Raw genomic sequence first — 13877 nt, forward strand, 5'->3', positions numbered from 1 at the left:
ATATTAAAGTGTGGGTTCAAAGTGATACGCGTAATGACTACTGGTGGGTAACTACAGATAATAGAAGGAACTATACCTATAGCAATGTTTACCTGGATTATTGTTGGAAAGATTGTAGGCATAATGATGATGACGATGATGATGACGGCGATGATGACGGTGATGATGACGGTGATGACGGTGATGATGACGGTGATGACGGCGATGATGATGGTGACGACGATGACGACGATGATGACGACGACGATGATGATGACGATGACGATGATGATGACGATGACGACGACGATGATGATTAATGGAATACGATAATAAAATAGAAGAGTCTTAGCTAATAATAGATTATCTATTGATGATACCCAAAAGGTGAAGCAGTATTAAATTGCTTCACCTTATTTTATAAGTAAAGTAATAATTTTAAATGCATTAAGATATATTGATTGGCAAAAATGAATGACAATAAAAAGTTTGAAATTCTAATATTCTCTCATGAAATAAGCGATATCCCAAATACTATCAAATTAGTTATTTTTACACTTGCCATTGAGCTGATTTGCATTTCACTGGCGATCCACTATAAGTTTTTTCCCTATCATTCACTTTGTCATTTACATCATACGTACACCCATCCTGATCGCAAAATGCAGGTTGTGTGTTGTCGGTTGATAAACAGAGCTTTGTGCTGTCCAGGGCTGTTATCCATACTGCGGTATGCAGATTTATGAATTAAACAATTCAACTTATAAAGAACGACTAGTTGATGAATTACCCATCATAAAGCAATCAGGAAAGAGTGGAACGTTAAGGGAATGTTATGTTCTATTAATTTGTACAAAGACGTTATCAGGTTATTATGGTTTGAGGAGTCGTATGTAACACTTTTATCTTCTATTTATGTTTATTGATAATTGAATATCATGCTTTCGTCATAAACACCTTGACTTTTGTAACCCTTTTGTGGAATTTGCCTGCCAATTGTGATATCAAAAAAACTTGTAGTGTTATGAAAGGAAAGATCAAGTATTTACTATTTGTGTTGGTGGCAACACTGTTTGTGACTTCTTGTCAACAAGATGTTGATGTTGTTGAAGAGAAGTTAATGGATAATCAAGCCTTGCTTAAGAGCGGACACGTTGACGATTGGACAACAATGACTGATCCCGATTGGGCATATGCAATGAACGATGTTAGTTTTGAGGTATGCGAAGAAGGTATGACCTGGCCTTTCTTTGAGTCAGCTATGGTAACAGTCAGTAATGACGAAGACTGTATATATGTAACCGTTAACGCTTCAGAAGGGTTTTTAGTCAAGCGCTTGTCTTTCAATGCATGGCCTGTAGGTTCTCCAGATATTAATTATGACTATGATAATTTCCCTTACCAAAAATGGTTCCACGTTGATCAATCAGACAAAGTTGTATTTAAGGTATGTGACCAATGGGATACTGAGTGTTTAGTATTTAATATTAAAGTGTGGGTTCAAAGTGATACGCGTAATGACTACTGGTGGGTAACTACCGATAATCGCAGGAACTATACATATAGTAATGTTTACGTTGAATATTGCTTGAAAGAATGTGAGTGTTTACCTTACCGCACACAAACTCCGGGTGGCTGGGGCGCACCTGCCAGAGGTAATAATCCAGGTGCTTACCGTGATGTTAATTTTGCGGATGCTTTCCCAGACGGTTTAGTGGTTGGAGGAGATAATACCCTTTCTCTTACTTCTGCAGAAGCAGTTAAACATTTTCTTCCATCAGGAGGAAGACCTCAAGCTTTGAGAAGAGATTATGTTGATCCGACGCGTCGATTAAGAAACGTTTTTGCTGGTCATGTTGTAGCATTAACCTTAAACGTAGGCTTTGATGCTTATGATGAGAATTTCTCAAAGACAAGAAAAAATTTAGGTGATCTTGTTTTTATGGACGGAACAGGTTTTGATGGTATGACAGTTCAGGATGTTCTGGATGAAGCCAATGTTGTACTTGGAGGTGGTAGTTCAAGTTATAGCCTGGGTGAGTTGCACAGCATCATTAGTATGGTTAATGAGTACTTTGTTGGTGGTAAGTGGACTGGAGATGGTTCGTTGTTCGATGATTGTTACGATTATCGGGATTGTCACGACCATAAGCGTAAGTTTAAAAAACGAAAGTTCGATAAACACAAGTATTATAGATACAAGTATGACGACGATGATAAGGATGATAAGGACGATGATGATGATGACGACGATGATGATTAATGGAGTACGATAATAAAATAGAAGAATCTTACTAATAATAGATTACCTATTGATGATACCATAAAGGTGAAGCAGTATTAAGCTGCTTCGCCTTATTTTATGAGTAAAATAATAAGTTTGAAATTCTAATTTTCTGTCGTGAAAACTGATATAAAATGAGAGCAATCCCAAATACAATCAAATTAATTATTCTCATACTTGCCATTGGGCTGATCTACATTTCACTGGCGATCCATTATAAGTTTTTTCCTTATCATTCACTTCGTCATTTGTATCATACCTACACCAATCCAGATCACGAACCATGGTCTATTGGAATTTATAAAGGCAAGACACCCTTTCACCTGAAGCCCTCAATTGACCCTGATGGACCTGTTCTGACAGCAAGAGATGTCAGCGATATTAATGCAGTGTTTGTTGCAGATCCATTCTTTATTGAGGAAAGTGGCAGTTACTACATGTTCTTTGAAGTTTTAAACAGGATTAATTCACAGGGAGATATTGCTTACGCAAAGAGCGATGATTTGATAAACTGGAAATATCAGAAAGTAATTATAAACGAATCCTTTCACATATCCTATCCGCTGGTTTTTAAATGGGAAAATCAATACTATATGGTTCCGGAAAGTATGGAAGATCAGTCAATTCGTTTGTATAAGGCTATCAGTTTTCCTAATGAATGGGAGTACCTCGGTAATTTGCTGGAAGGAGATAATTTTACCAACCCAACCATCTTTCGATACAATAATAAGTGGTGGATGTATGTGAATCTTCATCGAGAAGACAATTTATACTTGTACTCATCTGACAACCTTGAATATGGTTGGAATCAACACCCTAAGAGCCCGGTTATGACTGATAATAAGCATCATTCCCAAAATGCAGGCCGCGTATTGTTGGATGATGGGCAGATCTATCGTTTTGCCCAGGACTGCTATCCATATTATGGGATGCAGGTTTATGGAATACAGGTTCATGAATTAAGTGATTCAACTTATAAAGAACGACTCGTTGATGATTTACCTATCATAAAGAAGTCAGGAGAAGGTTGGAATGCTAAAGGAATGCACCATATTGATTTGTTGAAAATCAATAAAGAATGGGTTGCAGTTGTGGATGGTCAGAAGTAGTGATAACCCCTGATTTTAGGCTGAATATTGGATCAATTAGTTTTTAATCAGCTCTAGCCAAGCATTAGGCAAAAAATAAGTGACATTTGTCAATTTTAGAAAGCAAACGCTTTAATTAATCTTAATTTAGAGTACAGAAGGGAGCACCTTTCTGGAGCAACTATTCGACTCACCTTTATGGGACTGAGGAGGCGAAGCTGTAGTTGGAGGTCATATTCCGAAATTCATTTTTTACTCAACATTTTGTTTTATGCTTAAAGTGTCTATACCAAATAATAATTTAATTGAGAGGAAGTACATAATTCATACTTTACTTTCAGAATTTTTGGGCTTACGCTATAGTATAGATATTGATGATAATTCTGTTGATTATAAGATATTTGTCAATGACAATGTTGTCGTGATTGAAGATCAGTTTTTTTCATTCTATCCGAAAGAATTATCTTATTTATGTGAAAAGGCAATTCCGGAAAAGGTTACCAGGGTACAAAATGAATTGCTTATTGAAGCTGATTTACCGGTTATTTATGGTGGGAAAAAGTGTATTATCAACACAAATAAAATAGAATGTGATATAGATATATTTGCATCTTCATTTTTTATGATTACCCGATGGGAAGAATATGTGAATGGTAGTTTAGATCCTTACAACAGGTTTGATTATAAGGAGAGTATAGCCTATAAGAATGATTTCTTGCACCGTCCGGTGGTTAATGAATATGTAGAATTCCTTTGGGCTTGTCTTCTGAAAAGCGGATACAAAGGTGAAAGAAAAAATAAGGAGATTAAACCTGTTTTTACTCACGATATTGACCGCTTATTTCCGGGAACATTAAGGATAATTATTGGTGATATTCTTAAGAGAAGACAGTTTAAGTTGACGTTTCAGCATTTAGGTAAATACCTAAAGAGTGGATTAAATCCATATGATACGTTTGATTTTATTATGGATAAGAGTGATGAAATTGGAGAAAAATCTCACTTTTATTTTATGTCATCCAACTCTACTATTAATTATGATACCAAACACTATTTAAATTCAAAAAGCTTTGCAAGAATACTGACCCGAATTCATAAAAGAGGACATATTGTAGGTTTTCATCCGGGATACTCAACATATAATAATGCAGATCGGTTTGAAGAGGAGAAAAATATACTTAAGAATAGAGTTGCTGCTGAAATCAAAGAAGGAAGACAACATTATTTGCGATTTAAAAACCCTGAAACTTTTCGTATTTGGGAAGCAAATGGGATGGAGTTAGACAGTACTTTGGGCTATGCTTTAAAAGAAGGATTTAGATGTGGAACCGGGGATGAATTTTACGTGTTTGATATTTTGGAGCGTAAGCAATTAACTTTGAAAGAGCGCCCATTAATTATAATGGATGGCACATTAAAGAAACAATACTCAAATGAAAAGGCAATTGAAATAATAAGGTACTATATTTCTATTAGTAAGAAGTATAATTCAACCTTAACATTTTTGTTTCATAATGATGTATTTTATCTGGACTCATGGAGTGGGTATCGAGAATTATATTCTGAAATATTTGAAGTTCTTAAAAACGGACACTAAATACCTTTAACCGGATTATGCAATTAAAATATAACGACTGATGGAAGCTGTTTTAGTCTACATAAAGCATCACATAAAATGGGTTTGGAAGGTAATTGAGTTTGTTAATGCTAAGTTAGTTATTCTGTTTTATCGCAAGGACTTAAATGAAATTGATGACAAGCTAAAAGACAGATCCGGTATTGAGCCTTATTTATATAGACGACTATTACCTTCAGATGTAGAATCGTTACATTCTCTAATTAATACGCAAAGCAAAGAAGATTTAAAATATTTTAATCCGCATGGTTTTGATTTGACATCGCTAAAGAAGCAATTTAAGAATGATTCGTTGATTATGATGGGAGTTTTCGATAAGGAGCATCTTGTAGGATATTTTTTCTTACGTTTCTTTTTTACCAGGAAGTGTTTTGTTGGACGTATTATTGATCATAGCTATAGGGGTAAGGGTATTGGACGTGTCATGAATCAATTAATGTACAAAATATCATGGGATATGAATTTTAGATGTTTGTCAACAATATCCAGGCATAACCAATTGGTAATGCGGGCTCATTCGAATAATACTAATCTGGTAATTCGAAAGGAGCTTAGGAATGATTATTTGCTAGTTGAGTTTCTTCAAGATATGAGCTGAATTTAATTAATACCATCATGGTATTAAACACAGGTAGAGGAATCTAAAAAAAGATAGTTAGAACTGTTTAAGCAATGAGTAAACGATTTATCGATATTTTTGCGACCTTTTTTGGGATGATTATACTATTTCCTGTTTTTATAATAGTTGCTATTCTGATAAAAGTAAAAATGCCAGGACCTGTGTTTTTTAAGCAGGAAAGAACAGGACGCTATGGGAAACCATTTATGATCTATAAGTTTAGAAGTATGAGGCTGGGGCATGGAGGTAATTCAATATCTGTTAAAGGGGAAAACAGAATTACACCCCTCGGGGCTATTTTAAGAAAATATAAGATAGATGAACTTCCAGAACTATGGAATGTATTTATTGGTGAAATGAGTCTTGTTGGTCCGCGGCCAGATGTTCCGGAATATATGAATGCATTAGAAGGTGAAGAGAGAAAGATTCTTGAGCTTCGACCCGGAATTACAGGACCAGCTTCATTAAAGTATAAAAACGAAGAAGAGCTTTTAGCCGAACAATCTGATCCAATCAGGTATTACAATGAAGTAATATGGCCTGATAAAATCAGAATTAATCTTGATTATTACAAAAACAGAGGCTTTGTTACCGATATGTTATTGATTTTAAAAACAGTGATATAACTAATATCTATTGTAGCGTAAAGAGTAATGATTGGTGATCAATTAAAAATATTTTCTAAGATTAATTAATATACTTATACACCTTATAATGAAACCTAATAATAGTAGAATATATTTGAGTTCTCCACATATGTCTGGGAGTGAACAGAAGTATATTAATGAGGCTTTCGATCAAAATTGGATTGCACCATTGGGACCAAATGTAGATGAATTTGAGAAGACAATTGCTAAATATTGTGGAGTTGATCATTCAGCAGCCTTAAGTTCAGGAACAGCTTCGCTTCATCTGGCGCTTATTATGCTTGGAGTAAAGAGTGGGGATGAAGTATTTGTATCAACATTTACATTCTCAGCATCAGTCAATCCAATTATTTACCAAGGAGCCAGACCGGTATTTATAGATAGTGAGAGAGATACCTGGAATATGGATCCGGAACTACTTGAAATAGCTTTAAAAAAGCGCAAAAAGAAACCCAAAGCCATTATTGTAGTACATTTATACGGAATGCCTGCAAAGATGGATGAAATTATGTTTGTTGCCAATAAGTATGGGATTCCGGTTATTGAGGATGCAGCAGAAGCACTGGGAAGTTTGTATCAAGAAAAGCCAATTGGTTCGTTCGGAACAATTTCTATTCTCTCCTTTAATGGCAATAAAATTATAACCACTTCCGGAGGTGGAGCTTTATTATCCAATGATGAGCGTTTAGTTTCCAAAGCCAGATTCTTGGCTACACAGGCAAGGGATAAGGCTCCCCACTATCAGCATAGTGAGATAGGCTATAATTATCGTATGAGTAATATTCTTGCTGGAGTTGGTCGTGGACAAATGGAAGTAATTACAGATAGAATAGAAAGAAGAAGGGATAATTATAAGTTTTTTAGTGAAAAACTGTCCAGCTATAATGGGATAGTTTTTCTTAAAGAACCAGATCGTTCTTTTTTTTCCAACAGATGGTTAACAACGATCTTAATAGATCCTGTGAAGTCAGGAATAACACGAATTGAGATACAAGAATCATTAGAGAAGAATAATATAGAATCCCGACCTTTATGGAAACCTATGCATCTTCAACCAGTTTTTAAAAATTATCAGAGCTATTTAAATAATGTTTCGGAAAGTTTATTTGCAGTAGGCTTGTGCCTTCCTTCCGGATCAAACTTAAGCCAGAAGGAACGGGACAGGATTATTGATGTAATTGATACATGCTTAAGCTAATAGTGTTGATGATGTTTCCAGTGCGATAAATGCTAACTGGGTATGCCCTTATTTTTGATATTCATATTTAACTGATGGAAATAATAACGATCAAGTTTTTTCTATTGACAATTTGTGCAATGTTTATTTACTACCTTTTAAGTGAAAGGTATAGAATTGCATTTCTTGCTCTTTTAAGTTGCGGTTTTATTGCTAGCTTTAGTTTTGTTCTTTTGACTTATGTACTTATCTATACCTTTGTTAATTATATAATTGGCAAAAAATTAAAGCAAGTTAAAAATATTAAGTTTTTATTCAGGGTTGGCATCATTTTTAATCTTCTCCAGTTGATCTTACTAAAATATGCCTCTTTTGCCATTGATCCATTTTTCAGTTTGTTTAAAAGTGAGTTTGAACTATCTTCTACGCTGTATAAAGTAATCATTCCAATCGGGATCTCATATTTTACATTACAAGGAATCGGCTATCTGATTAATGTAAAAATGGGGTGGGAGAAGTGTGAAAAGAACTTTGTTGATTTTCTTTTGTATATAACCTTTTTTCCAAAGTTTTTGTCAGGACCAATAGAGCGGTCCAACCATTTTCTTAAATTAATAAAGGAAAGCAAAGCGTTTGAAGATAGTAATATAACAACAGGGCTTCGGATCGCTTTAATTGGTTGCTTTAAAAAAGTAGCTATAGCGAATCAACTAGCCCCGTTTATTACAGATGCATATTCGAATGTATCTGGTACGGATGGTTCTCAACTGTTGATAGTTTTATTATTACAACCACTTTATTTATATTTTGATTTTTCGGGATATACTGATATTGCTATTGGTGTTGCCAAATTGTTTGGAATTGATCTTCTTCCCAATTTTAACAGGCCATTCTTTTCATTGAATATGACCAATTTCTGGAAACGATTTCATATTTCTCTATCCTCATGGTTTAACGATTATATTTTTAAGCAAACCCTATTCAGAAGAAGGAAATGGGGAGAATATGCGCCTGTTTATGCCCTTTTAGTGACGTGGGTTCTTTTCGGTATCTGGCATGGTGCCGGATGGAGTTTTATGGTACTTGGTTTCATTCAGGCAATTGCGATTATTTATGAATACTATACGAGGATGTGGCGGGCCAGGCTATTTAAGAAATATCCGACTTATGTGCGAACCTGGACAGGAAGGGTAAGTACCTATTTATTCTATTCGGTCTCGTTGGTGTTTTTCTACTCTTCTGACTTAAATACGGCATTTACTTACTTTTCAGGATTATCAGAATGGCATGGATTTACTATGCATTCGAACCATCTGGCAGTTCTTTTGATGTCATTGAGTTTTATTACCATATTTATGACAATTGAATTTTTGCAAAATGATTATCCCAAAACAATCGAAAAGATTGCTGTATTAATGTTAGATAAAAAGAAAAAATCTCAGGTGATTAGGTGGGGGTTCTATTTCTTTCTAGTCTCAGTGATTATTGTTTTAAATAATGAAGTTCAGGATTTTATTTACTTTCAATTCTAATGAAGAAATATCTTATTAAATTACTGTTGTTTTTATTTATCTTTTTCCTGTTTGATAAACTATTTTTGGTGGTTGCAGATCAATCGGCAGAGAAAGAGATCGACAAAAGGCTTGAGTTGTTAATTAATGGCCAGATGAATAAAGATATTCTTATTGCAGGATCTTCACGGGGAAGTCGAGGTATAATAGCGAAACAAATTGAAGATAGCCTTGGACTTTCAACTTATAATATAAGCTACCCAGGTTCAGACGTTCGTTTTCATAAATTTCTGATTGAAACATTGATGGCATTTAATGATCCACCAAAGTACATTTTCCTTGTAGTTGATGATAATCAGGAACTCATTAAAAATAAGAGGACAGTTACCTTTCGGAAAGATCGATTGTACCCACTAGTAAAATACCCTTATATATGGAAGTTGCTGGCAACCATAGAAAACAGGGGCGTGTTTTTTTCTGAGTTTATGGTGTTGAACAGACTTAATAAATCAAACTTTGACTTAAGTGAGAAACAGTATACGCCTCTTGACACTATGATGTGTTGTGGTTCAATGCCAATAAGCTGGACTGATAAAAATTTACAATTTGAATTTGTAGAAGACGATTCTTATTCGTTGGATAAAGAGGTGGAAGATAAGGTGGTGGCATTTCAGGAGATGGTTGATATTATTAAGTCATCAGGAAGCCAGCTGATTGTAGTGTTTCCGCCCAACTTCAAAGCTCATAGTCCTGATTTTGAAAATCGGATAAAACTCCTTTGTGGAGATGGTGTGGACTTTTATACGTATGATATTAATAATCCGGCTTATCTAAAGAAAAGTAGTTTTTTTGATGAAGAACATCTTGTAAAGGATGCTGCAGAAATGTTTACCATTGAAATCATTAATTTCTTAAAGAATAAGGTCAGCTTTGCAGAGAGTATTAATACTCAGTCAGAAGGATAAGAATGTACAGGGGTTCCGCATTTAGACAAGTCAAGCAATAATTAGGCCCTAACACTTATAATTACTATACTTGCCCGGCATTAATACCCCATAGGGCATATAAAAAATACAAGAAACATAGAGATCTACGGCAAAATGCACGTCATTTCTAATGTATTTCTCAGAATTAGATGACTCTCAGAGAACAACCGCAAGCAACGGCTCAGGTAGGAATATGATTACAGAGAATATGTCAAACTTTTATGATGAGTTTCATTTTAAAAATATGTAGGCAATAAAATGATTGAAGTGATGTATAAATCAATACTTTCAGAAAATTAATAAGAACCTAACAATTACTATTAATATGAATTTTGTACTTATTGGAGCGGCCGGTTATATTGCTCCCAGGCATATGCGAGCGATTAATGATACAGGAAATCAATTGGTCGCAGCATTTGATCCTTATGATGGAGTGGGAATTATGGATAGTTATTTTCCCGAAGCTGACTTCTTCACTGAATTTGAACGCTTTGATCGTCATGTTGATAAGCTCAGAAGAAAGGGAGTAGACATAGACTATGTTAGTGTTTGCTCCCCTAATTTTTTGCATGATTCTCATATTCGGTTTGGTTTGCGTACTGGAGCCGATGTAATATGTGAAAAGCCAATTGTACTTAACCCATGGAATATTGAAGCCCTGAAGGATCTGGAGGCAGAAACCGGCAGGTCTATCTATAATATTCTGCAGTTGCGACTTCATCCAAGTGTTATTGAATTAAAGAGAAGAGTGGATCAAGGCGATCCGGATAAGATATATGACTTGGATTTGACTTATATTACCTCAAGAGGCCATTGGTATTATACAAGCTGGAAGGGTGACATGACCAAATCAGGAGGTGTAGCAACAAATATTGGTGTTCACTTTTTTGATATGCTTACGTGGATATTTGGCGATATACAGGAGAACATAGTACATATTCACGAACATGATCGTGCAGCTGGATATTTGGTACTAAAAAAGGCGCGAGTGCGATGGTTTTTGAGCATTAATTATCAAACAATTCCTGAAGAAGTTCGAAACGAGGGCAAACGCACTTATCGATCGATTTCGATTGATGGGGAGAGCTTTGAGTTTAGTGATGGATTCACTGATTTACACACACATAGTTATAAGGAAATTATAGAAGGTCGGGGGTTTCGTATTTCAGAAACTGAGAAAGCCATTCAGTCGGTTTATGACATCAGAAGGATCAAACCGATTGGATTAAAAGGTGAGTACCATCCGGCAGCAGCACTACCACTTTGTTCTCATCCCTTTTCTGTTGAATAATTTATAGCAAATACTATGACTCATATAGTAAGTATTATTGGAGCGCGCCCACAATTTATTAAAGCAGCTGTATTAAGCAGGCTGATAAGAAGTAAACAATGGGCTTCAAAGGTTAAAGAAACATTAATTCATACCGGACAGCATTATGATAGTAATATGTCAGATGTGTTTTTCGATGAGATGAAAATTCCTAAACCGGATATTCATTTGTCAATAGGAGGCGGTTCTCATGGACAGATGACAGGCCAGATGTTAATTGAGATTGAACAGCAATTAATCAAGCTTAAGCCGGATGTTGTGGTCGTTTATGGAGATACTAACTCTACCCTGGCTGGCGCGCTGGCCGCATCCAAATTGCAAATACCTGTAGCACACGTTGAGGCAGGTTTAAGAAGCTTTTGGAAAGTAATGCCTGAGGAACAGAATCGGATATTGACTGATCACCTTTCAACATGGCTTTTATGCCCGACTGTAACTGCCATTGATAACCTAAATAAGGAAGGTATAACGAAGGGCGTTTATAATGTTGGTGATATTATGCTTGATGCGCATTTGTACTACCGCCAAGTAATCGAGGAAGAAATGAATAATGGTATTTCACGTCTAAAGAAAATACCTGAATTAAGTAACGGTCAATTAACCAGCGATTTTGCTTTAGCAACAATTCATAGAGCTGAAAATACTGATGATCCAGCCCGTTTAACAGCTATTGTCCAGGCATTAAATAAATTACCGGTCAAAGTTGTTTTACCTCTTCATCCAAGAACAAGTAAAGTTATTGATAACATGGGGTTAAGGTTTGCTTCTAATGTTTTGGTAACCAAGCCTGTTGGGTATTTTGAAATTTTGACGCTTCAAATGAAATGTAACTGCATCATAACTGATTCAGGGGGACTTCAAAAAGAAGCTTACTTTGTTAAAAAACCTTGTGTTACGCTTAGGGATCAGACGGAATGGGTGGAAACGGTTGAAAGCGGTTGGAATGTATTGGCAGGAGCTGATAAGGAAACTATTATTCAGAGTGTAACTAATCTTTTTCATCCTGATAATTACCAAGAATACTATGGCGATGGTCGAACTGGTCAGGTTATTTTAGAAACTCTCCTGGAAAATATTTAATTAATGTCCCACTACAAGAGTAATACTTTCCAGGCTTTTTGGGTTGGTCTTGGTGGTTTTAGCTCATTTGCTCTTACATTGGTTAGTGCAGCTATACTGTCCCGTTATTTTGATAAAACAGAATATGGAACATACAGACAGATATTGTACGTTTACAATACCCTGTTGATTATTTTTACTGCAGGTTTACCCAGGGTATTTGGTTTCTTCTTACCCCGCTATCCCGTTGAGCAAGGAAAGGCTATAGTATGGAAGGTTTCCAAAGTACTTTTCCTGTTTGGTTTGATTTTTTCATTGGTTTTGTACTTTAGTTCAGGAATAATAGCCAGCATGCTTAAAAATCCGGAGTTGGAAACAGGACTTAAATACTTTTCCCCAATACCAACTTTATTGTTGCCTACACTTGGCATTGAAGGTATCTTCTCCACCTACAAGAAGACTATTTACATTGCTATTTATAATACCATTTCACGATTCCTAATGCTGGCATTTATTGTTTTGCCGGTAATCATTCTGAAAGGATCCTATTTGTATGCTATATACGGATGGTTAGTTGTGTCATTCATTGTATTGATTATGGCCATTATCTTTAAAGGGATTCCGTTTAAGAAAATAAAATCAGAAGAAACTTCACTAAAACTTAAACCAATATTTGCTTACAGTTTGCCATTGGTAGGCTCAAGCATTGCAGGAATTGCTATTAGTTCAGCCGATCAGTTTTATATCAGCAGGTATTTTGGAGCTGAAGTTTTTGCCGAGTTTGCGAATGGTTTTATTCAATTACCTTTCGTAACAATGATTGTAACTGCAACATCTACAGTACTTATGCCTGAATTTTCACGCATGGTTAATGATAAAGAAGACTTCTCCAGGATTAAAGCATTATGGAAAAATGCCTTAGTTAAGTCAGCTATCATTCTTTTTCCACTGTTGATATTTTTTATTTTCAATGCCACGCCAATAGTTGTTCTTTTATTTTCAGAAAAATACCTTAATTCGGCCTTATTTTTTAAGATTGGCATGTTTAAAAATTTCTTTCACATAATTGCATTTGCGCCGCTTTTATTTAGTTTGGGAGAAACAAAATATTACTCTTTAATTCATGTATTATGTGCTGTATTAGCCTGGTCAGTGAATTATATACTTGTGATTACATTTAAATCGCCAATACCTGTAGCTGTTTTTTCGGTAGTTATTTCTTTGTTACTTCTGATATTAGGTTTAGTGAAGATTAGTAAAAGCTTTAAAGTAAGCATCACTGAATTGTTTCCTGTTCGTATGTTTTCCGTCATTATTATTCATACTCTTCTTGTTGTATTGCTTATTGAAGGTATTAAGTGGAGCCTGCCCTATGAGTTTAGCTCTGTTTATTGGATTGGAGTTAGTGCCTTGATTTATGGAGCCTTGATCTTGTTAAGTGCGCGGTTTTTCGGTATTGATTATTTATCATCAGTTAAAGTGCTTTTGAATAAAAAGGGTAGTCCATGATTCAGATGAGCTTGTTATGATTGTTTATGTATTGTCTTCATGGTACCCTTTA

General features: G+C 35.3%; 12 protein-coding genes. All 12 read left to right on the forward strand.

All coding sequences use genetic code 11. The annotated features are described in order from the left end of the window. The coding region (locus AC4MRQ_RS20690) for a hypothetical protein (protein ID WP_491199623.1) at nt 1-299 on the forward strand (299 nt) is incomplete at its 5' end. 704 nt (nt 300-1003) lie between these two features. Further along, on the forward strand, nt 1004-2242 hold the full coding sequence (locus AC4MRQ_RS20695) for a hypothetical protein (protein ID WP_491199624.1): 1239 nt from the start codon (nt 1004-1006) through the stop codon (nt 2240-2242). 155 nt (nt 2243-2397) lie between these two features. Next, the gene (locus AC4MRQ_RS20700) at nt 2398-3372 is read left to right on the forward strand and encodes a glucosamine inositolphosphorylceramide transferase family protein (RefSeq protein ID WP_491199625.1); all 975 of its coding nucleotides are present in this window, start codon (nt 2398-2400) and stop codon (nt 3370-3372) included. A 250-nt stretch (nt 3373-3622) separates the two neighbouring features. Continuing rightward, a complete protein-coding gene (locus tag AC4MRQ_RS20705; protein WP_491199626.1) occupies nt 3623-4948 on the forward strand; it encodes a polysaccharide deacetylase family protein in 1326 nt (441 codons plus the stop codon). 40 nt (nt 4949-4988) lie between these two features. After that, nucleotides 4989-5585 (forward strand): GNAT family N-acetyltransferase, encoded by a 597-nt coding sequence (locus AC4MRQ_RS20710; RefSeq protein WP_491199627.1) that lies wholly within the window; start codon nt 4989-4991, stop codon nt 5583-5585. A 74-nt stretch (nt 5586-5659) separates the two neighbouring features. After that, complete coding sequence (locus AC4MRQ_RS20715) at nt 5660-6232, forward strand: sugar transferase (protein ID WP_491199628.1); 573 nt, start codon at nt 5660-5662, stop codon at nt 6230-6232. Between the two features lie 88 nt (nt 6233-6320). Next, the gene (locus AC4MRQ_RS20720) at nt 6321-7451 is read left to right on the forward strand and encodes a DegT/DnrJ/EryC1/StrS family aminotransferase (RefSeq protein WP_491199629.1); all 1131 of its coding nucleotides are present in this window, start codon (nt 6321-6323) and stop codon (nt 7449-7451) included. Nucleotides 7452-7777: 326 nt separating this feature from the next. Then, complete coding sequence (locus AC4MRQ_RS20725) at nt 7778-8962, forward strand: MBOAT family O-acyltransferase (protein WP_491199630.1); 1185 nt, start codon at nt 7778-7780, stop codon at nt 8960-8962. Then, entirely contained in the window at nt 8962-9906 is a 945-nt protein-coding gene (locus AC4MRQ_RS20730) for a hypothetical protein (RefSeq protein ID WP_491199631.1), read from the forward strand. The genes AC4MRQ_RS20725 and AC4MRQ_RS20730 overlap by 1 nt, the downstream gene beginning before the upstream one ends. A gap of 346 nt (nt 9907-10252) precedes the next feature. Then, nucleotides 10253-11218, forward strand: a complete 966-nt coding sequence (locus AC4MRQ_RS20735) for a Gfo/Idh/MocA family oxidoreductase (protein ID WP_491199632.1) — start codon at nt 10253-10255, stop codon at nt 11216-11218. Between the two features lie 15 nt (nt 11219-11233). Beyond that, on the forward strand, nt 11234-12337 hold the full coding sequence (wecB, locus tag AC4MRQ_RS20740; protein WP_491199633.1) for a non-hydrolyzing UDP-N-acetylglucosamine 2-epimerase: 1104 nt from the start codon (nt 11234-11236) through the stop codon (nt 12335-12337). A gap of 3 nt (nt 12338-12340) precedes the next feature. Beyond that, nucleotides 12341-13825 (forward strand): oligosaccharide flippase family protein, encoded by a 1485-nt coding sequence (locus AC4MRQ_RS20745; protein ID WP_491199634.1) that lies wholly within the window; start codon nt 12341-12343, stop codon nt 13823-13825. Nucleotides 13826-13877 lie beyond the last annotated feature (52 nt).

The sequence above is a fragment of the Carboxylicivirga sp. genome, from assembly GCF_982718395.1.

Bases quoted from the DNA above. Each gene is read 5' to 3' on its own strand.
- AC4MRQ_RS20730 (WP_491199631.1), top strand. From the start codon at position 8,962: ATGAAGAAATATCTTATTAAATTACTGTTGTTTTTATTTATCTTTTTC.
- AC4MRQ_RS20710 (WP_491199627.1), top strand. From the start codon at position 4,989: ATGGAAGCTGTTTTAGTCTACATAAAGCATCACATAAAATGGGTTTGG.
- AC4MRQ_RS20715 (WP_491199628.1), top strand. From the start codon at position 5,660: ATGAGTAAACGATTTATCGATATTTTTGCGACCTTTTTTGGGATGATT.
- AC4MRQ_RS20700 (WP_491199625.1), top strand. From the start codon at position 2,398: ATGAGAGCAATCCCAAATACAATCAAATTAATTATTCTCATACTTGCC.
- AC4MRQ_RS20735 (WP_491199632.1), top strand. From the start codon at position 10,253: ATGAATTTTGTACTTATTGGAGCGGCCGGTTATATTGCTCCCAGGCAT.
- AC4MRQ_RS20745 (WP_491199634.1), top strand. From the start codon at position 12,341: ATGTCCCACTACAAGAGTAATACTTTCCAGGCTTTTTGGGTTGGTCTT.
- AC4MRQ_RS20720 (WP_491199629.1), top strand. From the start codon at position 6,321: ATGAAACCTAATAATAGTAGAATATATTTGAGTTCTCCACATATGTCT.
- AC4MRQ_RS20705 (WP_491199626.1), top strand. From the start codon at position 3,623: ATGCTTAAAGTGTCTATACCAAATAATAATTTAATTGAGAGGAAGTAC.
- AC4MRQ_RS20695 (WP_491199624.1), top strand. From the start codon at position 1,004: ATGAAAGGAAAGATCAAGTATTTACTATTTGTGTTGGTGGCAACACTG.
- wecB (WP_491199633.1), top strand. From the start codon at position 11,234: ATGACTCATATAGTAAGTATTATTGGAGCGCGCCCACAATTTATTAAA.